Source organism: Lentzea albida (assembly GCF_900111005.1).
Lineage (GTDB): Bacteria > Actinomycetota > Actinomycetes > Mycobacteriales > Pseudonocardiaceae > Lentzea > Lentzea albida.
Map to the genome: position 1 here is coordinate 30,112 of NZ_FOFV01000018.1, position 24,527 is coordinate 54,638.

At 68.6% G+C, this 24,527-nt stretch carries 24 protein-coding genes and 1 tRNA gene; 11 read left to right on the plus strand and 14 right to left on the minus strand.

Going from position 1 to position 24,527, the window contains the following annotated elements:
- Positions 1-60: 60 nt before the first annotated feature.
- From BMY74_RS34355 to BMY74_RS34365, 3 genes are read left to right on the plus strand one after another with little or no spacing between them, the layout of a single operon-like run.
- Positions 61-723, plus strand: a complete 663-nt coding sequence (locus BMY74_RS34355; RefSeq protein ID WP_089922910.1) for a DNA methyltransferase family protein — start codon at positions 61-63, stop codon at positions 721-723.
- Positions 716-4,051 (plus strand): DEAD/DEAH box helicase, encoded by a 3,336-nt coding sequence (locus tag BMY74_RS34360; protein ID WP_089922911.1) that lies wholly within the window; start codon positions 716-718, stop codon positions 4,049-4,051. Before BMY74_RS34355 ends, BMY74_RS34360 begins: the two co-directional genes overlap by 8 nt.
- Positions 4,048-5,103: an Eco57I restriction-modification methylase domain-containing protein gene (locus BMY74_RS34365; RefSeq protein WP_089922914.1), complete on the plus strand. Its 1,056-nt coding sequence runs from the start codon at positions 4,048-4,050 to the stop codon at positions 5,101-5,103. The genes BMY74_RS34360 and BMY74_RS34365 overlap by 4 nt, the downstream gene beginning before the upstream one ends.
- 853 nt (positions 5,104-5,956) lie before the next feature.
- Here the strand turns inward: BMY74_RS34365 and BMY74_RS34370 are convergent.
- From BMY74_RS34370 to cmk, 7 genes are all read right to left on the minus strand, one after another.
- On the minus strand, positions 5,957-6,388 hold the full coding sequence (locus tag BMY74_RS34370; protein ID WP_143091813.1) for a hypothetical protein: 432 nt from the start codon (positions 6,386-6,388) through the stop codon (positions 5,957-5,959).
- 510 nt (positions 6,389-6,898) lie between these two features.
- Positions 6,899-6,972, minus strand: a tRNA-Pro gene (locus BMY74_RS34375).
- A gap of 173 nt (positions 6,973-7,145) precedes the next feature.
- Positions 7,146-8,054, minus strand: a complete 909-nt coding sequence (locus BMY74_RS34380; RefSeq protein WP_245786509.1) for a sensor histidine kinase — start codon at positions 8,052-8,054, stop codon at positions 7,146-7,148.
- Between the two features lie 200 nt (positions 8,055-8,254).
- Complete coding sequence (locus BMY74_RS34385; protein WP_245786510.1) at positions 8,255-8,887, minus strand: response regulator; 633 nt, start codon at positions 8,885-8,887, stop codon at positions 8,255-8,257.
- 84 nt (positions 8,888-8,971) lie between these two features.
- Positions 8,972-10,393, minus strand: a complete 1,422-nt coding sequence (der, locus tag BMY74_RS34390) for a ribosome biogenesis GTPase Der (RefSeq protein ID WP_089922922.1) — start codon at positions 10,391-10,393, stop codon at positions 8,972-8,974.
- Positions 10,390-11,022: a lysophospholipid acyltransferase family protein gene (locus tag BMY74_RS34395; RefSeq protein ID WP_089922924.1), complete on the minus strand. Its 633-nt coding sequence runs from the start codon at positions 11,020-11,022 to the stop codon at positions 10,390-10,392. Before BMY74_RS34395 ends, der begins: the two co-directional genes overlap by 4 nt.
- Positions 11,019-11,705: a (d)CMP kinase gene (gene cmk, locus BMY74_RS34400; protein WP_245786531.1), complete on the minus strand. Its 687-nt coding sequence runs from the start codon at positions 11,703-11,705 to the stop codon at positions 11,019-11,021. Before cmk ends, BMY74_RS34395 begins: the two co-directional genes overlap by 4 nt.
- A gap of 65 nt (positions 11,706-11,770) precedes the next feature.
- Here cmk and BMY74_RS34405 point away from each other — a divergent pair, with 65 nt between their 5' ends.
- Positions 11,771-13,852, plus strand: coding sequence for a hypothetical protein (locus BMY74_RS34405; RefSeq protein WP_143091814.1), 2,082 nt, complete (start codon positions 11,771-11,773; stop codon positions 13,850-13,852).
- An 86-nt stretch (positions 13,853-13,938) separates the two neighbouring features.
- A complete protein-coding gene (locus BMY74_RS34410) occupies positions 13,939-14,379 on the plus strand; it encodes a pyridoxamine 5'-phosphate oxidase family protein (RefSeq protein ID WP_245786511.1) in 441 nt (146 codons plus the stop codon).
- On the opposite strand, the gene BMY74_RS34415 is transcribed toward BMY74_RS34410, so the two are convergent.
- The gene (locus BMY74_RS34415; RefSeq protein WP_089922932.1) at positions 14,369-15,406 is read right to left on the minus strand and encodes a hypothetical protein; all 1,038 of its coding nucleotides are present in this window, start codon (positions 15,404-15,406) and stop codon (positions 14,369-14,371) included. The two genes, BMY74_RS34410 and BMY74_RS34415, sit on opposite strands and share 11 nt — an antisense overlap.
- An 88-nt stretch (positions 15,407-15,494) precedes the next feature.
- Here BMY74_RS34415 and BMY74_RS34420 point away from each other — a divergent pair, with 88 nt between their 5' ends.
- Positions 15,495-16,232, plus strand: a complete 738-nt coding sequence (locus tag BMY74_RS34420) for a homocysteine S-methyltransferase family protein (protein WP_089922934.1) — start codon at positions 15,495-15,497, stop codon at positions 16,230-16,232.
- On the opposite strand, the gene aroH is transcribed toward BMY74_RS34420, so the two are convergent.
- The 5 genes from aroH to BMY74_RS34445 all read right to left on the minus strand — a co-directional run bounded on the left by aroH (position 16,222) and on the right by BMY74_RS34445 (position 19,801).
- Entirely contained in the window at positions 16,222-16,584 is a 363-nt protein-coding gene (gene aroH, locus BMY74_RS34425) for a chorismate mutase (RefSeq protein ID WP_089922935.1), read from the minus strand. The two genes, BMY74_RS34420 and aroH, sit on opposite strands and share 11 nt — an antisense overlap.
- Positions 16,585-16,615: 31 nt before the next feature.
- The gene (locus BMY74_RS45410) at positions 16,616-16,945 is read right to left on the minus strand and encodes an STAS domain-containing protein (RefSeq protein ID WP_177230066.1); all 330 of its coding nucleotides are present in this window, start codon (positions 16,943-16,945) and stop codon (positions 16,616-16,618) included.
- A 10-nt stretch (positions 16,946-16,955) separates the two neighbouring features.
- Positions 16,956-17,696: an ATP-binding protein gene (locus tag BMY74_RS34435; RefSeq protein WP_089922939.1), complete on the minus strand. Its 741-nt coding sequence runs from the start codon at positions 17,694-17,696 to the stop codon at positions 16,956-16,958.
- Positions 17,693-18,637: an NsdA family TPR-like regulatory protein gene (locus BMY74_RS34440; RefSeq protein ID WP_089922941.1), complete on the minus strand. Its 945-nt coding sequence runs from the start codon at positions 18,635-18,637 to the stop codon at positions 17,693-17,695. The genes BMY74_RS34435 and BMY74_RS34440 overlap by 4 nt, the downstream gene beginning before the upstream one ends.
- 63 nt (positions 18,638-18,700) lie before the next feature.
- Entirely contained in the window at positions 18,701-19,801 is a 1,101-nt protein-coding gene (locus BMY74_RS34445; protein ID WP_089922943.1) for a DUF1015 family protein, read from the minus strand.
- Between the two features lie 18 nt (positions 19,802-19,819).
- On the opposite strand from BMY74_RS34445, the gene BMY74_RS34450 reads away from it, so the two are divergent.
- The 5 genes from BMY74_RS34450 to BMY74_RS34470 all read left to right on the plus strand — a co-directional run bounded on the left by BMY74_RS34450 (position 19,820) and on the right by BMY74_RS34470 (position 23,462).
- Positions 19,820-20,293, plus strand: a complete 474-nt coding sequence (locus tag BMY74_RS34450) for a cation:proton antiporter regulatory subunit (protein WP_089923279.1) — start codon at positions 19,820-19,822, stop codon at positions 20,291-20,293.
- 26 nt (positions 20,294-20,319) lie between these two features.
- Positions 20,320-21,471 carry a cation:proton antiporter gene (locus BMY74_RS34455; protein ID WP_425434885.1) on the plus strand — a complete coding sequence of 384 codons (1,152 nt, stop codon included), beginning with the start codon at positions 20,320-20,322 and terminating at the stop codon, positions 21,469-21,471.
- Between the two features lie 63 nt (positions 21,472-21,534).
- Positions 21,535-22,698, plus strand: a complete 1,164-nt coding sequence (locus BMY74_RS34460) for a S8 family peptidase (protein WP_089922947.1) — start codon at positions 21,535-21,537, stop codon at positions 22,696-22,698.
- Positions 22,695-22,916, plus strand: a complete 222-nt coding sequence (locus tag BMY74_RS34465) for a hypothetical protein (protein ID WP_089922949.1) — start codon at positions 22,695-22,697, stop codon at positions 22,914-22,916. The genes BMY74_RS34460 and BMY74_RS34465 overlap by 4 nt, the downstream gene beginning before the upstream one ends.
- Positions 22,917-23,009: 93 nt before the next feature.
- Positions 23,010-23,462, plus strand: a complete 453-nt coding sequence (locus BMY74_RS34470; RefSeq protein WP_245786512.1) for a DUF6319 family protein — start codon at positions 23,010-23,012, stop codon at positions 23,460-23,462.
- A 91-nt stretch (positions 23,463-23,553) separates the two neighbouring features.
- On the opposite strand, the gene BMY74_RS34475 is transcribed toward BMY74_RS34470, so the two are convergent.
- Positions 23,554-24,525: a quinone oxidoreductase family protein gene (locus BMY74_RS34475; RefSeq protein ID WP_089922953.1), complete on the minus strand. Its 972-nt coding sequence runs from the start codon at positions 24,523-24,525 to the stop codon at positions 23,554-23,556.
- Between the last annotated feature and the right edge of the window lie 2 nt (positions 24,526-24,527).

The window sequence follows — 24,527 nt, forward strand, 5'->3', positions numbered from 1 at the left end:
AGCGCTGTAGCCTGACGGCACCGCGGTGGAGCGCCTGCCGGGGTAGTACAGGAGACCTGAGTGACGCAGACGACCGCCGAGGAGTTGCTGGTAAAGTCGCGGCTCCGAGTCAAAGCTCACGGCGAGGTGTTCACCCCGCGCCGGATGGTCGACCAGATGCTCGACCTGGTCCGCGATGACCTGGAAGTCGGCGCCGGTTTCGTCGACAAGACGTTCCTCGAACCAGCGGCGGGTGATGGCAACTTTCTCGTTGCGATCCTCCATCGGAAGCTCCAGGCAATTGAGAGGCAGTATCAGCCGGACCGCTGGGCTCACGAGTCCCTGTTTGCCCTTGCCTCGATCTACGGAATCGAGTTGCTGGAGGACAATCACCAGGACGCCAAGGCTGCGATGCTCCAGGAGTTCCTGCACTTCCACACGAGCCGCGGCATCACATGTGACCCTCACACAGATCTAATGCGCGCTGCAATCTTCCTGATCAACACCAACATCGTCCGTGGGGACACCCTGACCGGCCTTGACTGGTTGCGTGAGGAGATCAGGTTCTCATGGTGGCACCGCGACGACGTGGGCCCGAGTGTGGTTATCCGCGAGCCGTTCACGTTCAACTCCTTGCGTGCCAACGCGCCGGCCCCGAACCTGTTCGACTCCCTGATTGAGCCTGACCGCTACGCACCCTGTCGTATCGATCGCGTCCACGAAGAAGTGAGAGACGGTGACTAGCCCGAACATCAGCACGTTCCGCGAGGTAGTCCCATATATCTACTCGTGGACGACTCCCGACATCCCCAAGTACGACGGGTGGGAGAAGATCGGGTACACCGAGCAGGACTCGGCCGACAAGCGCATCAGCCAGCAGGCGTCCCAGCTCAACATCACGAAGATCAAGGTCTGGGCGTATAGGGCCACGTTTATCACCGAAGACGGTGGGACATTTCGCGACAGCGATTTCCATGAGTTCCTGCGCCAGCAAGGCATCGAACGCGAGTTCGACCCCACCAGCACCCCGCGTCGCACCGAGTGGCACAAGTTCGCCGGTGCCCCGAAGACATCACGGGCGTACTTTCTCGACTTCGCCTCGAAGACCTTTACTGCATCGCTCGAGGAATCGCAGGACGACTACACGCTGCGGCTCGAGCAGCAGCTGGCCGTCAGTCAGGCTATGACAGCGTTCGGCACCGACGGGGTGGGCGAAGTGCTGTGGAACGCCAAGCCGCGGTTCGGCAAGACCCTGACGACGTACGACCTGATGCGGAAGCTGGACGTCCGACGCGCCCTGATCGTCACCAACCGACCGGCCGTCGCCAACTCCTGGTTCGACGACTACCAGCGGTTCATCGGCCACCAGACCACCTACCAGTTCGTGTCCGACTCCCCATCGCTCGCCCAGCGGAATCCGATGACGCGTGAGCAGTGGAGGGCGTATTCACGGCAGAACGTCGACAGGGATCCGCGCATCATCGAGTTCGTGTCCCTACAGGACCTCAAGGGGTCGCAATACTTCGGCGGCTCCTTCAACAAGCTCAAGCACATCAGCGACGCCCAGTGGGACCTCCTAGTCATCGACGAAGCACACGAAGGCGTCGACACGACGAAGACCGACGTCGCGTTCAACCAGATCAAACGTCGCCATACATTGCATCTGTCGGGCACCCCGTTTAAGGCGCTAGCGTCGGGGCGTTTCGGCGAGGACCAGATCTTCAACTGGACCTACGAGGACGAGCAGGATGCCAAGGCGTCATGGTCGGACGACTCAAGCGACAATCCGTACGACCAGCTCCCGACCCTCAACCTCCTGACGTACCAGCTCTCCCGCATGGTCACCGACCGGCTCGCTGAGGGCGTCGCACTCGATGAAGAAAAGGGGAACGTCGACTACACGTTTGACCTCGCGGAGTTCTTCTCTACCAAGGACAACGGCTTCTTCGTGTATGAGGCCGACGTGCTGCGGTTCCTTGACGCGCTGACGACGAACGAGAAGTACCCGTTTTCCACCCCCGAGCTCCGTGACGAGATCCGGCACTCGTTCTGGCTGCTCAACCGGGTCGCGTCCGCCAAGGCGCTCGAGAAGCTTCTCAAGAAGCACCCGGTATTCAAGGACTACACCGTGATCCTGGCTGCCGGCGACGGTCGCCCTCACTCGGATGACGGTGATGGGCTGGACGAGGACGCCGATGACTCGGTGACCGTCGGCAAGTCGTTCGACAAGGTCCGCGCCGCCATCGCGAAGGCGGAGGTCGACGGCGGTAAGACGATCACGCTGTCGGTGGGTCAGCTCACGACGGGTGTGACCGTGCCTGAGTGGACGGCGGTCATCATGCTGTCCAGCCTGTCCTCGCCTGCCCTCTACATGCAGGCGGCGTTTCGATCGCAGAATCCGTGCACGTTCACGCGGGGCAACAAGGTGTTCCAGAAGAAGAACGCCTACATCTTCGACTTCGCTCCGGAACGCACGCTGACGATCTTCGACGCGTTCGCGAACAACCTCGCCCCGCATCCGCCGATCGATGGCGGGCAGCGTCGGGAGAACATCAGGCGGCTGCTCAACTTCTTCCCCATCTTGGGTGAGGACACCGAGGGCCGCATGATCGAGCTCGACGCCGAGCAGGTGCTGACGTTCCCGCAGGTGTTCAAGGCTCGTGAGGTCGTGCGGCGCGGCTTCCTGTCGAACCTGTTGTTCGCGAACGTTGGAGGGATCTTCCGGGCGGTGGATCACTTCAAGGACATCCTCGACCAGTTGCCGGTCGCCAAGGAGAACAAGGCAGAGAAGGGCAAGCCCATTGAGGTGCCTGTGCCGCCACCAACCACGGATGGCGACGGGAACGTCTCTGTCGATCTCAAAACGGTCATCAATCCGAAGGTTGAGCAGCTCGGTAAGCCGGTCTACTCAGACGAGGACGTGCCGCCACTAGACCCGGCGACGACGAACGCGTCCGAGGCGGCAAAGAAGCTCGCAGCGGTCGTGACGGAGAAGGCACACGAGGCCCGCACCAAGGTGGCCGCCGAGTACGGCATGACAGCCAAGCAGGTCGAAAATGACGAGAAGGCCACCGAGGCGCAGGTCAAGGTCAAGGTAGAGCGCGCATACGTCGACCACCAGATCGCTTTGAACCACATCCACGAAGAAGCCAAGGAAGCCGCCACCGAGGCCGAGTTCGAAGCCGTTGAAGCCAAGCGGGTCGAGGCCAAACAACAGCTCGACGCCCAGGTGCTTGCGATCTTCCATGACGCGCTCGACCACGTGACGGAGACAGTCGTCAAGCGCGAGGAGACGAAAAAGGTTCAGAAAGAATCCGACAAGGTGATGGACGCCGCCCGCGACCGCCTGCGCGGGTTCGCCCGGACCATCCCGATGCTCCTCATGGCATATGGCGACCGTGACATTCGCCTGTCGAACTTCGACGACTACACGCCCGAGGACGTGTTCGCAGAGATCACTGGGATCACCGAAGAAGACTTTCGCAAGCTCCGCGACGGTCGTGACGTGATCGATCCCGAGACCAGCAAGACCACTCACATTCCGGGGCTCTTCGACGAGGCTGTCTTCGACCAGTCCATCCAGGAGTTTATGAACAAGAAGGCCGAGCTCGCGGACTACTTCGACCCGGAGCTTTCCGAGGACATCTTCGCCTACATCCCTCAGCAGAAGACCTCACTCGTGTTCACCCCGAAGCGGGTCGTCACGCTGATGTGCGACATTGTTGAAGAGCAAAACCCGGGCATCTTCTCCGATCCCGACAAGACGTTCGCGGACCTGTTCTCCACCGCCGGCCTGTTCTGCATGGAACTCGTGCGCCGGCTCGACAAGGGTCTCGCCGAAGCGATCCCCCATCCCAATGAGCGGCTCCGGCACATCATGACGCGACAGATCTTCGAGATGAGCCACAACGAGATCCTGCACAGAATCACCATCGAAGCAGTCTCCGGCGGAGTGCCCGAACGCAAGGCGTGGATCGAAAACTCTGGTCACTACCGGATCGGCAACCTGGCCAGAATGACCCCTGAAGAACGCGAGAAGGCAGTAAACAAAATGCTGGGAGAACTGACATGACCAAGAAGTTCGATGTCGTGATCGGCAACCCTCCCTACCAGGAGGAGGCTCAGGGCGAGGGCACTCGCGACACTCCCGTCTACCATCAGTTCATGGACGCGGCTTACGAGGTCGGCACCAAGGCTGTGCTCATCACACCAGCTCGATTCCTGTTCAACGCCGGCTTCACACCTAAGGCGTGGAACGAGAAGATCCTGGTGGACGAACACCTGACGGTGGCATATTTCGAGTCCGACTCAAACCGTCTGTTTCCGAGCCTTAGAGACCCCATCAAGGGCGGCATCGCCGTCACATACCGCGATTCGGAGCGAAAGCTCGGCCCCATCGGTTTCTTCATCAGGCATCCCGAGCTAAAAACGATCTTGCATAAGGTCCGCGAGTCCGGTGCTAGGTCGTTGGATCAGGTTGGGATCACAAGTTCGCGCTCGTACCGATACACGGAGAAGCTCTACGAGGACCACCCGGAGGCGCGCGCGCTGCGCCCGGAAGGCAATGCAGCATTAGTCAACACGAACACGTTCGAACAATTCTCGTTCCTGTACCACGCCGAGAGACCAAGCGACGGAAATGAGTATGTGCAGGTGCTCGGCGTGATCAAGAACAAGCGGCATCGCCGGTGGATTCGCAGCGAGCACATCACCGGCCCCGACAGCCTCGCCAAGCACAAGGTCGCGGTCCCAGCGGCGAACGGGTCCGGGTCGACAACTGACTTTTTTGGCGTCGCGTTGAACAACCCGACTGTGCTTGGGCCAGGGATCGCGGTCACGCAGACCTTCATCACCATCGGATCGTTCCAGTCCGAAGCCGAGGCGCAGGCGTGCCTGAAGTACATCAAGTCCAAGTTCGCACGAACGATGCTAGGCATCAGGAAGATCACGCAGCACAACCCGGCGAAGGTATGGAAGTACGTCCCGGCGCAAGACTTCTCGAACGCATCCGACATCGACTGGACCAAGACGATCCCGGAGATCGACGCCCAGCTCTGCACCAAGTACGGCCTCGACGCCGATGAGATCTCCTTCATCGAGAACGAGATCGTTCCAATGGCGTAGGAAGCACCTCACGGCTAGCCTCACGCGACCCTCGACAACAACGCGGCTGTTGGGCGCGCTGCGCGGCCGACCTGACCGTCCAAACAGGACCGTCGCCAGCACGCCCGTGAGGAGAAGCATGCCCCCGCGGCGGTCACGGACCTGCCCGCCGGTCCGTGACCGCCGGTCAACCCCGGCGTGGGCAGCAACCCCAAGGATGGGCAACCGGATGCGCAGGTGATCCCGTTCCACTGGCCCGGCCGGGCCCGCCAGGGTGAGGAGGCCGTGGATTGGACGCGGAACGCCGCCGACGCCGCCAGCAGGCGGTCAATGACACACGCGCTGTGCCGCCTCGCCTGGGTGCGGGCCTGGCCCGATTGGGACTGCTGCTGCCACCCGACGACGAACTCACCGGAGGCGAGGCCGGGTGAGCGCCAACCCGCCGGTGCTCCGTCGTGCTGCCTGGACCGGCTCTGGCCCGCGACACCGCCGCCGGGTGGGCCAGTGGCGCACCTCGCGCCACCGGTTCGTCGCCGTGCTGCCGATGGATGCTGCCGGGGTACGCCCGACTCAGCCCGCGCCGGCGGATGCTGCACGACCTGCACCGGGCTGCCACGCACGTGCCCAACCCCCAACTATGCGCCCAGTCACACACAGTTGTGCCGTTCACGGCGAGCTACTAAGTCCGCTCGCGACTTGACATCCGCGGCGGATGGAGCGTTCATCGAGTGGCGGCAGCCGATCGCACAAGAGCCCGGAACTCAGGCGAATGTTCCTGCCCGTAGCGGTCGAGACGACCATTGCGCTGTTCGAACCGGATCAACGACATTAATTGTCGCAGCGCTCAGTTGCACTGACGCCCGCGTGGTGATACCTAAACGTCTCGGCAGATGCTTGCAGCTCCACACTCGCCTCTTGCAGCCGCCTGATCTCCGAACGCATGCAGCGCCCGCCCGACACGGTGGGCGGCTTCCTCGACGAGGACGTAGGACTGAACGAGAGATCCTTGTTCGTCCGGCAGATGGGGATTACTCACGTGGTCGAGCACCTCGACGAACGCGTCCCGCTCTCCCTGCCTACGCCAGCCTTCGGTATTCGGCTCCACGCTCTCTGCAGCCGTCGCCGGGTGGGTGTAGGTCCGCCACACCCACCGCGACAAAGTCGTCAGACTGGCCGAGAGCCGCAACACTGCTTCCTGCTCCGGCGCTGGCGGCACCACCGCGACCGTACGAGCCAACTGCCCATCACCGGCCTCCCACACAGCCATCAGCGCACGGCGAGTGTCATCGAAGGCGTACTGCGTCATGCCTCCATCTTCGCGGACCGGCAGCATTCGCTCACAGCGCGCACGCACAAGCCATCCTAGCCCAGCAGACAACCCGAAATCGTGTCCTCGAGGCTCGGCTCCGCCACGACGAGACACTGCGTGCCGGCCAGGCCGAGTCCAAATCCCACTGAAGCGCACTCCCGCAGGATCACCGCACCACGGGTCAATCAGGAGCGGTTCGAGCACGTTCGCGACATCAACGTGATCGACTCCTTCGCCCACAGACGCGCGGCCACTCACAGCCCGTTGGCCGCAAGGTGATGTCAAATCGGTTCGGCTGACGCCCGTTCAGGCACGTTCAGCAAGTTCACCCGTTCGTGGCGACCACATTTGGCGTTAGTCAAAACGAAGGAGCCAGCGCCTCCTTCTTGGCTCCCTTCATCGGCCTGTTGATCATGAAATTGATGATCAAGCGAAGATCGTTTCGAACGCACGAAAAAGCCCGCTGAACTGGGCTTTCACCCAGAATCAGCGGGCTGATTCAGACCGTCGGGACGACAGGATTTGAACCTGCGACCCCTTGACCCCCAGTCAAGTGCGCTACCAAACTGCGCCACGTCCCGGCCACACTCCCGGTTCCCCGGCATGCATGAGAAATCCTACAACACCGCGGACAGAGATCAAAAACGACCCCCTCCACAGGCTGCTAGCTGCGGAAATACGGCGGGGACCCGAAGTTCGGGTCCCCGCGTCCCTCGGTCCGACCGATCCCCCGATCCTCGACCGACACCCTGAACTATGCGGTCGCGGCGGCGGAGGCGCCACCTCCGAAAGTCGAGTCTTGGCCGTCGACCTTCGGCTTACCCGGTGGTAGGACGGCGCTGACGCTGAAGCCGCCGTCTGCCCGGAAAGAGGTGGTCAGGGTGCCGCCGGCCAGGCGGACCCGCTCGGACAAGCCGTGCAGACCCGCGCCTCCCCCATCGCCCAACGACGGCAGGTCTCCTGGGCCGTTCACCACGCTCACCCGCACTGGTGATGATCTGTCCACCGTCACCGTCACGGAGGCGCCTGGGGCGTGTTTCGTCACGTTGGTGAGGGCTTCCTGGACCACCCTGAAGAGGGCTCTGGAGACTGCTGGGGACAAGGGTGCGTCGCCGGATTCCGAGAGGGTGACCGAGACGCCGGCCACTCGGGCTCGGTCCACCAGTTCTTGGAGGGACGGGTAGGTGGTGTCGGAGTTCAGCAGGCCGAGGGCTGCTCGCATCTCGGCGAGCGATTCCTTTGCCAGGGCTCGTAGACGTAGTGCTGTGTCCCGCACTGTGTCGTCCGGGGCGGTGGCTGCCAGGGCTGCCGACTCCACTGCGATGAGGGTGGCGTGGTGGCCTACTGCGTCGTGGATCTCGCGGGCTATTCGGGCTCGTTCTGCTGCTCGCGCTGAGGTTTCCTGGGCCTCTAGTTCGGCGGCTCTCGCTCTGCGGGTTTCGTAGAGGGACTGGGTCAGTTCCTTGCGGGTGGTGACCAGGGCACCGAGGGCTGTGGGGGCTGCTGCGAGGCCGAACGCGAAGGCGAAGGCCAGCAGGAGCGTGCCCACGGGGATGGTTTCCAGGAGGAGGACCGGGGCTATCGCCGCCGTGGTGAGGAGTAGGACCCAGAAGAGTTGGAGCGGGAGGGACTTTTCCTTGCGGCCCAGGCGGAACTGGGCCACCAGGGCTGGTGCCCAGCCCAGGCCCCCCGCCACTGCCGGTACGCACAGGAGGGTGGCCAGCCAGGGCCAGCGGAGGCGGGTCGGGAGCAGCAGGGATGCGGCTACCGCGGTCCAGAGGGACCACGGGAAAGGGCGGTCCTGGGTCAGGAGGACTACTCCTGTGGTGAGGCCTGCGGTCAGAATTTCGCGCAGGACCGTCTTCACCAGACACCCACCTGGTGGGCCACCAGGGCTGCCTGCACCCGGTTCTCCACGCCCAGTTTGGTGAGGACGGTGGAGACGTAGCTCTTCACCGTGGCCTCGGACAGGCAGAGTTCTTCGGCTATCGAGTGGTTCGAGCGGCCGGCTGCCACGAGTTCTAGGACCTGGCGTTCGCGGGCCGACAACGAGTCCAGCTGCCGGTTGGCCCGGAAGCCTCGCAGGCGTGGGAGGAGGCGGGCGGTGATGCGCGGGTCCAGGACCGCCCCGCCTGCTGCCAGGTCCACCACGGCGCGGACCAGGGCTTCTGGTTCCGCGTCCTTGAGGAGGAAGCCCTGGGCGCCCAGGTCCAGGGCTGTCGCCACGTAGTCGTCCAGGTCGAACGTGGTCAGCACCGCTATCGCCGGTGGGGTGGCCCACGTCCTGAGTCGGCGGACGGCTTCCAGGCCGTCTACGCCGGGCATCTGGACGTCCACCAGCACCACGTCGGGGAGGTGGGCCAGGACTGCCTCGATCAGTTCGGCGCCGTCGGCCGCCTCGCCGACGACGTCGACTCTGCCGTCGGCTTCGAGGAGGACTTTCAGGCCCCGCCGCAGCAGGGCCTCGTCGTCGGCTAGCACCACTCGTACGGCCACGAACCCAACCAACCGCACCCCATGGCAAAGGGCAACCAGCCGGTTGGGTCGTCACCCGTGAAAACTACGGAGACCGCGGAGGAGCTACTTCTTGCCGGCGCCGGCCTTCTTCTTCTCGCGCACGCGCACGGAGATGCGGACCGGGCTGCCCTCGAAGCCGAACTCCTCGCGCAGCCTGCGCTCGATGAACCGGCGGTACGAGGCCTCGAGGAAGCCCGTCGTGAACAGCACGAACGTCGGCGGCCGGGTCGAGGCCTGGGTCGCGAACAGGACCTTCGGCTGCTTGCCGCCGCGCACGGGCGGCGGGGTCGCGGCGATCAGTTCGGTCAGCCACTGGTTCAGGCGGCCGGTCGGGACTCGGGTGTCCCACGAGTTCAGGGCGGTCCTCAACGCCGGCGCGAGCTTGTGCACGGCGCGGCCGGTCAGGGCCGAGATGTTGACCTTGTCCGCCCACGGGACGCGCACGAGGCCGCGTTCGAGTTCGCGGACCATCTCGGTGCGGCGGTCCTCGTCGACGAGGTCCCACTTGTTGAACGCCAGCACGCACGCGCGGCCCGACTCGACGACCATCGTCAGCACCCGGAGGTCCTGCTCCGCCAACGGCTCGTGCGCGTCCAGGAGCACGACGGCGACCTCGGCGGTCTCGATCGCGGACTTGGTGCGCAGCGACGCGTAGTACTCGGCGCCACCGGAGAACTTGACCCGCTTGCGCAGGCCGGCGGTGTCCACGAAACGCCAGATCTCGCCGTCGAGCTCCACCAGCGAGTCGACCGGGTCGACGGTGGTGCCCGCGACCGAGTCGACGACCGAGCGGTTCTCGCCGGTCAGGCGGTTGAGCAGCGACGACTTGCCGACGTTCGGCTTGCCGACGAGCGCCACGCGGCGGGGACCGCCACCGCGGCCGCCGAAGTCGTCGCGCGGGGTCTCGGGCAGCCGGTCGAGGATGACGTCGAGCAGGTCGCCGGAGCCGCGGCCGTGCAGGCCGGAGACCGGGTAGGGCTCGCCGAGGCCGAGCGACCACAGCGACGCGATGTCGGCCATCAGCCTGTCGTCGTCGACCTTGGACGCGCACAGGATCACGGGCTTCTTGGAGCGGCGCAGGACCTTCGCGACGGCCTCCTCGGTGGCCGTCGCGCCCACCGACCCGTCCACGACCAGCAGGATCACGTCCGCGGTCGCCATCGCGAGCTCGGCCTGCGCGGCCACGGAGGCCTGCAGCCCGACCGCGTCCGGCTCCCAGCCGCCCGTGTCGACCACGGTGAACTTGCGGCCGTTCCACAGCGCGTCGTAGGCGACGCGGTCGCGCGTCACGCCGGGCACGTCCTGCACCACGGCCTCGCGGCGGCCGATGATGCGGTTGACCAATGTGGACTTGCCGACGTTCGGCCGTCCGACCACCGCGAGCACCGGCTGGGGCGGCGCCGCTTCCTCGCCGTCACCACCGTCGAGGTCGTCGAAGGCTGACCAGTCGGCCTCGTCCTCCCAGGTGCCGTCCAGGTCCGTCATCGTCTTCCCTCACTCTTGCGATGTCCATCGAGTTCGGCGACCAGTGTCGCCAGGCGGTCACGCACCTGCTCGGTGGCAACGCCCAGGGCCGCCCGCCCCTTCCCTTCCGGGAGGTGGAACGGCTCACCGATCAGCACGTCGACCTCGGGGCGCCAGCCCTTGGCCTGGTAGGTCCCGCGGCAGGCGACCGGGAGCACCACCGCGCCGGAGGTCTTGGCGAGCCACGCGGCGCCGTTCTGCGCGCTCGCCACGTCGCCCTCGCCGCGCGTGCCCTCGGGGAAGACCCCGATCACACCACCGGCTTTGAGCACGGACAACGCGCTGGTCAGCGCCGTGCGGTCGGCTTCTCCCCGTTTGACGGGGATCTGCCCGATCTTGCGCAGGAGGTCGCCCACGACACCTTTGAACATCTCCTGCTTGATCAGGAACGTCACGCGCCGGGGAAGCACACCGAAGAGGATCGGCCCGTCCGCCGCCGAGCTGTGGTTGGCGACGACGACCACGCCGCCACTCAAGGGTACGCGGTCGCGGCCGTGCGTCCGAATCCGGAACTGCCAGGCGTAGGGAACCCGCGCGATCCAGCGGCCGAGGTCGAACAGCCAGGGCTGCGTGCCCCCGGGAACGCTCACCCGGTCACCCGCAGCCCACGCCGTTCGACGAGCTCCAGCAGAGCGGTGATCGTGCCCGCGAGGTCGAGGTCGGTGTTGTCGAGCTCCACCGCGTCGTCGGCCGGCTTCATCGGCGACACGGCGCGCGTGGAGTCGTACTTGTCACGACGCTGCACGTCCGCCAGCGCGGCGTCCACAGTGGACTCGCGGCCGGCGGCGCTGTCCTGCTTGGTCCTGCGCGCGGCCCGCGCCTCGGCCGAGGCCGTCAGGTACACCTTCAGCGGGGCGTCGGGCGTCACGACGGTGCCGATGTCGCGCCCCTCGACGACGATCCCGCCCACGTGGTCGACGGCGTCCGCGATGATCGCGCGCTGCTGGGCGACGAGGAGCTCCCGCACGTTCCCGGTCGCGGACACCGGTGACACGGCGAGCGAGACCTCGGGCGCGCGGACGGCGGACGACACGTCGTCGCCGTCGAGCGTGATGCCGGGCAGCCGGGGGTCCGTGCCGACGACGAGCACCGCCTTCTCGGCGACCGCGACGACCTTGGCCTCGTCGGCCGGGTCGACGCCCGCGCGCAGCACGGCGAGCGCGATCGCCCGGTACATCGAGCCGGTGTCGAGGTAGCGCGCGTCCAGCGCCATCGCGAGGCGCTTGGCCACGGTGGACTTGCCGGTGCCGGCCGGTCCGTCGAGAGCGACCACACCGCGCAACTGACCCTGGCCCACAGCAGCTCCCTCCGAGACACCCACGGTCCACATTGTGCCTGGTGCGGACGCTCACACCGGCACCGGGACGGTCCAGGGCGGAGGCGGTGCCGATCATCGGGAATCATGTCGCGGTGAACTCGGGCAGGTGGCGGCTCGCCGTCGTGGCGTTCGCCGTGTCGGTCATCGGTGTCCTGACTTGGCTGGCCACGTCGGAAGACGCGCTGGACGTGGGGGACAAGCTCGCCAGCGTGACGGGCGCGGTGCTCGCGCTCGCGGGCCTGGTGGTCGGCTTGCTGACCCTGCGCGCCGGCGCCGCGGCGGACACCTCGGGGGATCCTGCCCAGGCGCTCGAGGACCTCGCCGGCCTCGTCCTCCGGCAGTGGGAACGGGAGGCCGGTGCGCGCGGCCTCACCCGCCAGGACCCGCTGGACGTCCGCTGGGCGTCGACCCGACGACCGGTCGCCCCGAGCGCGAAGGACGTCATCGGTCCCGGCGTCGTGGCGGGCGAGCCCCTCCGGCTGAAGCTGCACGGTGGTGTGGGCCGGCTCGCGGACGCGCTGTTCGAACTGCCCGGCCACCAGCTCGTGCTGCTGGGCGAACCCGGCTCCGGCAAGACGAGTGCCGCGATGCTGCTGGTGCTGCACCTGCTCGCCCGGCGCGAGCCGGGCGACCTGGTCCCGGTCCTGCTGCCGCTCGCCTCCTGGGACCCGGCCGAACAGGACCTGGACGCGTGGATGGCGCAGCGGATCTCCGCGGACCACCCGGACTTCCGCGCACGCGGCGTCCACGGGCCCGGCCTCGCGCGCGCACTGGTCGAGAAGCGGCTGGTCCTGCCGGTGCTGGACGCGCTGGACGAGGTCGGTTCGAAGGTCGACGCGGTGCGGGGCATCGCCCGCGTGGTCGGCAGGAACTCGCCCTTCGTGCTGACCTGCCGCGCGGACGACTACGAGGAGATCATCCGCGAGACCGGTGTCCCGGTCGGCCGGGCGGCGGTCGTCGAGCTGACACCGGTCGGGGCGCGGGAGGCGGCCCGGTACCTGGAGGCGGGTGTGCTGGAGGGCGACCGGAGGTGGCGGCCGGTCACCGAGGCGCTCCTGCGGGAACCGGACGGGGTGCTCGCACGGGCGCTCTCGACCCCGCTAGCCGTCTACCTCGCGAGGACGGCGTTCACCCCGCTTACGAGCGATCCCGCGGACCTGCTGGAACTGCCGACGTCGTCCGCCGTCGAGAAGCACCTCTTGGAGGCCTACCTCCCGGCGCTCTACCCCTGCCCGGAGAACCCGAGGAGGTGGCTCGCGTTCCTCGCTCGACGGCTCGCGGCGAGGCCACAAGCGCGGAACCTGGGGTGGTGGCGCCTGTTCCTGATGCTGCCCGGACCTCGCACGGTCGTCGGCGCGAGCCGGGGTCTGCTCACCGGCGCCGTGTTCGCCACGACGATCCTGCTCCACGGCCGGCTCAGCGACCAGCCGGTCTTCGCGGTGTGGTGGCTCGTCGTCCTGGCGGTGGGAGCCGTCGCGGGCGCCGTGGCCGGTGCTCTCGCGGGAACGGTGGTGGGCGCGGTGCGCTCCCCTGACGCCGCCCGGTTGCCGTCGTACCTGGTGGCGTCCTGGGGCCGGGCCGCCGGCGGCCTGCTGGCCGGCGGGCTGGCGGGGATCGGGGCGTCCGCGCTCGCCGACCAGCTCGCCTCCGCCAGGACCCCGCTGGGCGTCGTGGTGACCACCGGCTCGATCATCGGCATCGGCTGGAGCAGCCAGGCGCTGGCGAAGCCGATCTCGGTCAACGCGCCGGTCGACCCCCGCGGCGGGCTGGCGGGCGACCGCAAGGCCACGATCTTCGTGACCGCGCTGGCCACGACCACGATCACCGTCGGGCTGTCGATGTGGACGTGGGTGGAGGGCGGACTGGACGTGCCCGCGCTCGTGGCCATGGCTGGGCTGGGGCTGACCGTCTCCTGCGTCTGGCCCCTGTCCGGCGCCTGGGTCGACTTCACCATCGCGCGGACCTGGTTCGCCCTGTGCGGCAGGCTTCCCTGGCGTCTCCTGGGCTTCCTGGAGGAGGCGCACGAACGCGGCGTCCTCCGGCAGGTGGGTGCCGCCTACGAGTTCCGCCACCAGCGCCTGCAGCAGCACTTCAGCCGGTAGGCGGTATCGATCGGTGGAATTCGCACAAGGCGCGCGCGGCCCGCGCCGATCTGGTGGGCGCACCACCGAGATCGATGGAGGACCCAGTGACCACCACTGAACAGCACAGCGCCGTCGAGGAGCTGCTGCACCGCACGCTGGCCACGCACAAGTCGATGTTCCTGGCCACGGCCGGTTCGGACGGCTCGTGGGTGAGCGGCGTCTACTTCGCCGAGGACGGGCCGCACACGCTGGTGCTCGTGCTGGAGGAGCGCGGCCGCACGCTCAAGGCGATCAGGGAGAACCCCGAGGTGGCGCTGGTCGTGTCGACCGGGTCGCCGATGGAGCCGTTCCTGCAGGCGCGGGGCACGGCCGTGGTGGTCGAGGGTGCCGAGGACGAGGCCGTGCGGCAGCACCTCGTCGCCAAGGTGCCCGAGGTGGCGCCGTTCCTCGCCACGCCGATCCGCACCGTCAAGGTGTCCGTTCCGTCCTGGCGCGTCACGGACATCCCCAACGGGTGGCTGCCCGGCAAGGACTTCAGCGCCTGAGGTCGCCGGCGCCCCGTGCCGGTCGGGGACGGGGCGCCGTCAGCAGGCCGAACTCCTCGTCGGAGATCGGCAGGAGGCCGTGCAGCACGGGCGGCTCGGTCGGTCGCCAGCCGTCCGACGTCCACCGCTCGTACGTCGACCCCTCGTGGCGGCCGTAGTAGGGGTTGAAGAAGCGCCGCACCACGAACAGCACCTTGCTGAAGTCGTAGACGTCGTCCTCGTCGGGGAAGACCGCGAAGTAGTCGTCGGGGCGGTCGCGGAACCTGTCCGCCCTCGCGCGGGTCGTGGCGAATCGCCGGGCACCGGCGAAGCCGCGTTCGCTGTACTCCCTCACCCACCAGCCCGGCTCCACGTTCCGGAGGACGTCGGCGGACCGCCAGCCGAGGTCGTCGGAGATCTGGTCGCCCGACGCCGTGTGGCACACGAGGACGTTGCTGTCCGCGCCACTGGGCCGCACCTCGAAGTACCTGGTCGCCGTGGCCTCCCTAGCCCGGATGACCTGCTCGGCGTTCTCGCGCCCCACCGGCAGCGCGGTGTCGGGCAGCGGTCCCCTGCCCCGCGTCCACACCCCTTCGCGCACGTAGGCCTCCCAGGCCCCGCGGCCTGTGGCGGAGCAGCGGACCAGGGCGTGTGCCCTGGTCAGGTCCACCACGTCGGCCAGGCTGTCGAACTCGGCGAAGTAGTAGTGGCCGTCCACCGGTTCGGCCCGCCTGCGCGCCTCGAGCAGTTCGAGAGCACCGGGTTTCTCCTGCGGTGGTGACGCCGGCGCAGGCCGCTCGGCGTCGATGCGCCGCCTGAGCCGGTCGGTCTCGGCCGGGGTCACCTCGCGGTAGGCGTACCGGGAGTCGTGTTCGCGGGCCTCCGAGAGGTCGTCGCTCCACTCCCACCCGCCGTGGCCGCGGTACTGCGCCTCGTCGAACCCCCCGAGGGAGCGGTAGAGGCCTTTCGCGTCGACGACGTCCTTCATGGAGCCGTCCTCGAGGAACAACGCGTAGTAGCGGTACTCCGCCAGATAGGGCTGGAACACGCGATCACCCCCCAGTGATCACCTGATCCTAGCGGGCACGACCGGTGCACGGGACGCACACCGGGCCCTCCGACCTGGAGGCACCCCGATGACGCAGCTGCCCCAGCTCCACGCCGACCTCTTCCTCGCCGACGGCGGCGCCGAGACGACCCTGATCTTCGACGACGGCATCGACCTGCCCTACTTCGCCGCGTTCCCGCTGCTCGACGACCCCGACGGCAGGGCGGCGCTCACCCGGTACTTCGAGCGCTACGCGGGCATCGCCGAACGGGACGGCACCGGCATCGTGCTCGAGACCGCCACCTGGCGCGCCAACCCCGACTGGGCGGCGCGGCGGGGTTACGACGGGAACCGCCTCGACCGGGTCAACCGGGCCGCCGTCGACATGCTGCTGGACGTGCGCGCGAAGTTCGCGGCCACCGTCGTCATCAGCGGGTGCGTCGGGCCGCGCGGGGACGCGTACAGACCTGAGACGATCATGAGCCGGGACGAGGCGCGCGAGTACCACTCCACCCAGATCCGCACGCTCGCCGACACCGAGGCCGACCTGGTCACCGCGATGACGCTGACGAACGTGCCCGAGGCCACCGGCATCGCCGACGCCGCCCGCGAGGCCGGCGCGCAGGTGGTCATCTCGTTCACCGTCGAGACCGACGGCAGGCTGCCAAGAGGGGACGCGCTGGGGGACGCCGTCCGCGCGGTCGACGAGGACACGAACGGCTACCGGAAGCTGCGAGAACGCTTTCCGAGGCTGACCGTGCTGGGCGGCTGCTGCGGCACGGACCACCGGCACGTCGACGCGATCAGCCGCGCGTTCAGTGGTTGAGGTCGGTCCGCAACGCCGCCGCGCCGCGCAGGTAGACGTGCTTGATCGACGACCGCGGCAGGTCCGTCTCGACGTGGGCCAGCAACCGGATCACCCGCGGCATCGAGCCCGGCACCGCGATCTCGGTGGCGGACAGCAGCGGCACGTCCTGCAGGCCCGCGAGGCGCGCGGCGTAGGCCGGGAACTCCGACACGAGGTCGGGGGTGGCGGTGAGCACCACGCTGATCAGGTCTTCCGACGTCAACGCGTTGCACGACAACACCTCCCGCACCAGCTCGGCCGTCGCCTCCAGCAGCAGGTCCCGCGAATCCGCGTCGATCTGCGTGGCACCCCTGATCGCTCGCACCGCCATGCGACCGACCCTACAGCGTCCTCAGTGGACATCACCCGACGTCTTGTTCCACAACGATGTTCGGGAACTTCACGGTGAGCCCGAGCAGGTTCACGACGTAGGCGGCCCACCCGCCGCCGAGCAGCACGAGCCGCCGGTCCCCCAGCACGCCGGCGGTCTCGATCAGCACGTGCAGGCCGCTGGAACCGATGAACGTCAGCCCGGCGAAGTCGACCACGACGTCACCCAGGCCGTCCCCGGACGAACAGGCGAGCGCGAGCTCGGCGCGCAGCAGGTCGCTGGTGTTCATGTCGACCTCACCGGTCAACGTCACCACCGCGCCGTCGCGGCGCACCTCCAGCTGGCCTGGATGGGGTCTCATCGTCGGTGCCTCACGGGTCGGGAGACAACAGGTCGCGCACCGCCGCGAGCACGCGGAGCGGGTGCGCCGGTTTCGCCAGGTAGGCATCGGCGACGTGCGCGGCCGGCTCCATCGCCGAGAGGGCCACCACCGGCACACCGGAGGTCCGCGCCGCCGCCGCGAACCTCGTTCCCTCCCCATGAGACGTCAGCAGGTCCACCACCGCCAGAGCCGGTCGACTCTGAATGGCCTCCTGTGCGGCCGCCACCGTCGTCACGAGCGACACCTCGTAGCCCTCGGCGTGCAGGAAGACGGCCAGGGCCTGGCCGGAGAGCCGGTCACCGTCCACCAGCAGCACCTTCGAGCGCTGTGCGGGCAGGTCCAGGGCGCCCGGCCGCGACCAGACCCGCACGAGCGCCCGCACGACCGTGCCGGGCCACGTCGGCTTGCCCGGCCGCACCCGCACCTCGTCGGCGACGCCGAACAGCAGCCGCAGCCCCAGCGGCCTGACGTCACCGGCGTCGTGGTCGAACACGCCGTCGTCCTCGATGGTGAGCAGCACGGCGTGGTCGCGCGGCTCCCACGTCACCCCGACGACGGACGCCCCGGCGCGCCGCACCGCGTTGTCCGCCGCCTCGGACACCGCCAGCACCACGTCCCGCGCGTCGTCACCGCGCAACCCGGACTGCCCGGCGAGCTCCCGCACGAAGTCCCGGATCTCCGGCAACGACCCCGACGCGGCCGGGAACCACCGGCTCCGCTCGGTCATCATGCGGCGTGCGACGGAGCCACCAGCAACGGCGTGATGAGCTCCCGCAGCGTGGTCGCGCGGCGCCGGTCCGCCTCGGCGTGCAGCGGTTCGAGCTTCTTGCGCGCGCGGGCCGACATCACGTCCCCCGCCTGCGCGACGGCCAGGACCCCCGCGGCCGCCGCCTCGTCCGCGTCCCCCAGCAGGAGGTGGTTGAGCGACAACGAGATCAGCGCGAACGTCCGGCTGCGCGCCATCTCGTCGCGGTAGCCGGACACCGCCTGGAGCAACGCCGTGATGGCCGGCTTGGCGTAACTCGCGTCGACCGTGCGCGCGAGAGAGGTGTAAATGGCCCCGGTCATGCCGGCGAGGTCGTGCACGTCGAAGAACGCGGCCCACGGCGGTGCGCCGTCCACATCCGCCCGTGCGAACTCGTCGTGCGCACGTCCCAGCAACGCGAGCGCGGACACCCGCTGCCCCATCTCGGCGTAGCACCACGCCTGGTTCGCGGCCAGGATCGCGTTCGTGTGGTGGCTCTTCGCGACGATCCCCGCGAGCCGGAACATGCCGAGCGCCTCGGCGGGCCCACCGTGGTGCAGGTGGACCCGCCCCATCCGGTACCGGATGTTCGCCACCAGGTCCTCGTCCTGGGCGAAGTCCAGGGCGAGCAGGAAGTGGCGGTGCGCTGATCCTCCGAGGCCCGCGTCGAAGGCCGTCCACCCCGCGAGGGCGTGCAGCTCCGCGATGGCGTCCCGGAAGTCACGGCGCACGGCGGCGCTGGCCGAGTGCGCGTAAGCCTTGTCGCACCACGACAACAGCGCCTGCACCTGCGTGCGGCACGATCCGCCGCCGTAGCGGTAGTCGACCGCGCGCAACGCCGACGTCATGACCCTCAGGTGCCTGACGTGCAGCAGTCCGATCCGGGAATGGGGCGACGGCAGTGAAGGTGAGGCGTCGTAGTGCATCGCTCGATTTTCAACGCGCGTCCGACGACCGAACAGGGTCGAACGATCCGGCCGGGCAGGGCCCTACGGTGACAGGTCGGCCAGCAGAAGGCCGCTGCGCGGCTTGGGCGTGAAATAGGTGCTCTTGCGCGGCATCTTGGTGCCCTCCAGCACTTCCCGCAGCGGCACGGGCGCGATCAGCAGCACCGCCTCGGCCTCGACCGACGGGTCCACGACCGCCCTCACACAGGGGCTCTCGGGGTCGAGGCCGAGAGCCTCGTGCAGCAGCAACGACTCCACGACCGCGTGGTCGATCCCCCGTCCCGCGGGCAGTTCGACCCGCAGCACCTCGTCCGGGCACCGCACCACGACCACTCCCGGTTCGGGATCGACGACGTAGGGCAGGGACGACACCGCCAGTCCTGCCCGTTCCCACGCCGCCACCAGGTCGGACGCGGTGAGCCCGCTGCCCGAGATCGCGCGGTGGATCGGCCCGACCCGCAGCCCCGGCCCGGACGTGACGAGCGCCAGCAGCCCGGCCAGCCCCGCTTCGCGCGCCGCCGCGACCCGGTGGTTGCCGTCCGCGACGAGCAACGGGTGCGCGCCGGCGGCGTCGAGGAACGCGTCCTGCTCCTCCCCCGGCCCGACCAGCCACACCCAGTGCCGCCGCCCGCCCGAGTCCACGAGCGACACGGCCGGCTCCCCCGTCATGCCGAGCACGAGCTCCGTGAGGGCGTCGTGCGGGGTGACCGGGACGAGCATGGCGGCGCTCGTCGCGATGCCCAGCGAGGCCAGCACCCGGCCGCGTTCGGCGACGACGTCCGGGTAGACGTCCTCGGTGTGCGCGATGCCGTCCGGGTCGACCAGGCACAGCACACCGCACGCCGTGCCGTCCGGCCCGTCCACCCGGTAGGGCGCGACGACGTCGGTGACCTCGACGTACGCGCGCCTGATCAGCGCCGCGAGCTCGATGCGGGCGTGCGGCAGGGCGTCGAGCAGCCCGACGCCCGCCGCCAGCGCCGCCGGGGTGCGGTGGGGGTGCTGGACGGCCAGCAGCGTGCCGTGCGGCGCTCTGGCCAGCGCCCCGATCACCTGACCGGGTTCGGCGAACTCGTCGACGTCGGGTCCGGGCACGCGATCGCGTACCACCCAACCGCGACGCACGGGGCGTACTCGAAGTGACATCCCCGTATCATGATCTGTGTGAACGTAGAGATCACGCCCCTGCCGGGCATCGGGACGCGTCAGGACTTCACCATCCGCGCCGGGCGGCGTGTCGGCGTGATCACCTACCGGGACGGCAAGTTCGAGCTCATCGTCTCCAAGGCGAACGACCCGGACTCCTGCTCGGCCTCCATACCCCTCTCACCGGAAGAGGCGAACACGCTCGCGGGCCTGCTCGGCGCGCCGCAGCTCGTCGCCCACCTGCGCGAGGAGACCCGCGACATCGCGGGCATCACCACGCGTCAGCTGCCGGTCACCGCCTTCGCGAACCGCACCCTCGGCGAGACCGCCCTGCGCACCAGGACCAGTGTGTCCATCGTGGCCGTCGTCCGCGCGGGCAACGCGCATCCGTCGCCCGGGCCCGACTTCCTCTTCGAAAACGGTGACCTCGCGGTCGTCGTCGGCACCGCGGAGGGCCTCGACGCCGCCGCTGAGATCCTCCACGGCGGTTAAGCACAGTGCACGAGACAACAATCGCCATGATCCAGCTCGGCGCGGTCTTCTTCGGCCTCGGCTTACTGGGTCGTGTGGCTCGGCGTGCCGGCATCTCCCCGATCCCGCTGTACCTGATCGGCGGGCTCGCGTTCGGCCAGGGCGGGTTCGTCCCGCTGCACGGCATCGAGGAGTTCACGCACCTGGCCAGCGAGATCGGCGTGGTGCTGCTGCTCCTGCTGCTCGGACTCGAGTACTCGGCGTCCGAGCTCACCACCGGGCTCAAGAAGTCGTGGATGGCCGGTGTGCTCGACCTGGTGCTGAACTCGGCACCAGGTGCGATCGCGGCCTACCTGCTCGGCTGGGGCACCGTCGGCGCGCTGGCGATGGCGGGCGTCACGTACATCTCGTCGTCGGGCATCGTCGCGAAGGTGCTCGGAGACCTCGGCAGGTTGGGTAACCGCGAGACGCCGGTCGTGCTGTCCGTGCTCGTGTTCGAGGACCTGGCGATGGCCGTCTACCTGCCGGTGCTCACGGCGGTGCTGGCGGGCGTGAGCTTCCTCGGCGGACTGACGTCGGTGGGCATCTCGCTGCTCGCGATCACCGTGGTCCTGGTGGTGGCGTTGAAGTACGGCCGGTTCATCTCGGCCATTGTGGACAGTCCCGACCACGAGGTGTTCCTGCTCAAGCTGCTCGGCTCGGCGTTGCTCGTCGCGGGCATCGCCTCGCAGCTGCAGGTGTCCGCCGCGGTCGGCGCGTTCCTGCTCGGCATCGCGATCTCCGGGTCGACGGCCGAGAACGCGACGCGGTTGCTGGAGCCGCTGCGGGACCTGTTCGCGGCGATGTTCTTCGTGGTGTTCGGGCTCAACACCGACCCGCGGTCGATTCCACCCGTTCTCGGAATCGCGGTGGCGCTGGCGGTGGTCACGACGGCGACGAAGGTGTTCACCGGCTGGTGGGCGGCGCGCCGGCAGGGCATCGGCAAGATGGGCCGCATGCGTGCGGGCGCGGCGCTGGTGGCGCGGGGTGAGTTCTCCATCGTCATCGCCGGGCTGGCCGTGGCGTCCGGGCAGGTGGCCGCCGACCTCGCGGCGCTCGCGACCGCGTACGTGCTGTTGATGGCGATCCTGGGGCCGATCGCGGCCAAGTACGTTGAGCCGATCGGTGAATTCTTTCAGCGCAGAAGGCAGATGGCCTGAAACGGGAGCCCCGATGTGACGACTCTCTAGTGAGGGCAAGTCGGAGAGTAGGGGCGAAACGTCATGACCGAACCCGCTGAAGTGGAGACCACCGGGCGTTTCCTGGTGTTGCTGCAGGAAGACGCGATCGAGGAGGGGGTGGCCGAGCTCGGTGCTATCGCCGGGTTCGACCCCAACAGCGGCGATCTGGACCCGGAGGCCGTGCAGGTCTTCCCCGAACTCGGGGTCGCGGTCGTGTCCGCGGACCCGAACCTGCTGGCCGAGCTGAACGGCGCCGCCGAGCGTCCCGGGCCGGTCCAGATCGTCGAACCGGAGCGCGTCGTGCACGCGTTCCAGGACGACGCCGCGCCCGTCGAGGAGGCGCAGGCGCAGGCCGTCGACGAGTCCGTGCTGACCTGGGGGCTGCAGGCGGTCGGCGCGGACGTCAGCACGGCCACCGGCAAGGGCGTCAAGATCGCCGTGCTCGACACGGGCTGGGAGCAGAACCACCCGGACTTCGCGGGTCGCGCGATCACCACGAAGTCGTTCATCGCCGGCGAGGACGTGCAGGACGGCCACGGCCACGGCACGCACTGCATCGGCACGTCCGCGGGCCCGCGCAAGCCCGCCACGGCGCCCGGCTACGGCGTGGCGTACGAGGCGGAGATCTTCGCGGGCAAGGTGCTGTCCAACGCGGGTTCCGGCTCCGACGGGGGCATCCTCGCGGGCATCGACTGGGCGATCTCGAACGGCTGCGCGGTCATCTCGATGTCACTGGGCGCCGACGTGCCGGCGGGCACGCCGTACTCGCAGATCTACGAGACCGTGGCGCAGCGCGCGCTGGCCAAAGGCACGCTGATCATCGCCGCGGCGGGCAACGCCTCCTCGCGTCCCGGCCGCATCGCGCCGGTCGGCCACCCGGCACGCTGCCCGAGCATCATCGCGGTGGCGGCGATCGACGTGAACCGCGCGATCGCGTCGTTCTCGTCGGGCTCGGCGGACAAGATCGGCCAGATCGACGTCTGCGCCCCCGGCGTCGACGTGTACTCCTCCTTCAAGCTGCCGGAGAAGTACCGCCGCCTGCGCGGCACGTCGATGGCGACCCCGCACGTGGCGGGCGTGGCCGTCCTGATCGCGGAGAAGACGGGCGCACGCGCGTACGAACTGTGGGCACGCCTGGCCGGCACGGCCCTGCGCGTGCCGCTGCCGTCCACCGACATCGGCACCGGGCTCGTCCAGGCGCCATGACCGCTCCGGTCGACCAGGTGATGGTCTCCGTGACCGACGGCAGCCTCCCGCAGGTCCTCGACGACCTGCGGGAGGCGGGTCTGGTGGTCGACACCGTCCTGGAAGCGCTGGGCGTGGTCACCGGCACGGCCGAGGTGAAGGCGATCCCGGCGTTGCAGGCGGTACCCGGCGTCCTCGACGTCGAACGGCAGTGGCGCGTGCAGCTCCCGCCGTACTGACTAGGCTCTCTGCTGACCCCATCCACGGCTGATCGAACACGTGTTCTATGCTGTGCGCGGGGTCACGTCGTTGCGCAGAGAGGAAACCTGATCGTGTCGGACACGCTCACCGAGGTTCAGGCAGTCGAGGAGACCGTCGTGGAGGAGACTCCGGCGAAGGCCGCCCCCGAGGCCGAGGCCCCGAAGCCCGTCGAGGCTCCCAAGCCCGCCGAGGCACCGGCGCCCCCGAAGGCTGAGAAGCCGAAGGCCGGCCGCCCGAAGAGCACGGCCAAGAAGACTCGCACCGTCGAGCTCACGCTCACGGTCACCGGCACCGCCGAGGGCGAGTGGCAGGCCGACCTGGTCCACGGCACGCAGCGCGTCGTGTCGGGCCTGGTCATCCCGGCGATCTCGGTCGCCAAGGCGGCCAAGGAGCTGCACGAGGACATCGCCGAGGGCATCGAGTCGGTGCTCGAGGCGGCGCGCGACCAGCACCGCACCCGCATGGAGGAGCTGGAGGCCGAGCTGGCCAAGGTGAAGGCCCAGCTGGCGGAGCTCTCCGAGTAGGTCCGGAGTCAGCACGAGAGGGCGGCCCGCTCAGGCGGGCCGCCCTCTCGGCGCTTCAGGCGACTGTTACTCGCAGGGTTACTGGTTCGCGTCAGCGAGCCGGGTCGAGCAGCAGCTTGCCCGCCGTCTTGCGCGACCGCAGGTCTTCGTGGGCCTGCCGGATCTCGCCCATCCCGTACTCGCCACCGGGAACGGCCTTCAGCTTGCCGTCCACCACGAGCTGGAACAGCTCGGCCATGGCCCGATGGGCGAGAGTCCCGTGCTCGGCGTCGCGAACCTTCAACGCGTGGGGCAGCCACATACCCGCAACGGCCGTGGAGTGCACCAGCAGTGCCCCGAGGTCGACCGGCTTCGGCCTTTCCCGCGAGGCCATGCCATAAAACGCAAGGCGCCCGAACGGAGCCAGCGCCACGAGCGACTGGTCAGTGATTGCTCCTCCGGTCATGTCCAGCACGACGTCGACCCGCCGGCCGCCGTTGGCTTCCTTCAGCGCGGCCGTCATGTCCGACGCACGTGAGTCAACGGCAACGTCGGCACCCAGGTCCAGTGCGAGCTTGCGCTTCTCCTCAGACGAAGCGGTGGCGATCACGCGGCCGGCGCCCCACAACTTGGCCAGCTGCACGGCGATCGTCCCCACACCGCCGGCGGCAGCGTGCACGACGACCGACTCACCGGGCTCCATGTGAGTCGACTTCCGCAGCAGCAACCAAGCCGTGGCGCCCTGCACGATCAACGACAACGCCGTCAGGTCGTCCACACCGTCGGGAACGTCGAAAGTCGTCAAAGCAGGCGCGACAGCCTTCTCCGCATACCCACCGGAGTTCTTCGTCAGAGCGACGACCCGACGCCCGTCGGAAGTGGTCCCGACGACCTCGCCGCCGGGCACCAGGGGCAGTTCCATCTTGGCCAGGTAGGAGTTCTCCGCCTGGTGCGTGTCGGCGTAGTTCAGACCGGCCCGCGAGACGTTGATCAGCACCTCGCCCTCACCCGCGACGGGGTCGGGCAGCTCCACCTGCTGCAACACCTCGGGTCCACCGAACTCGGTGATCTGGATGGCACGCACGG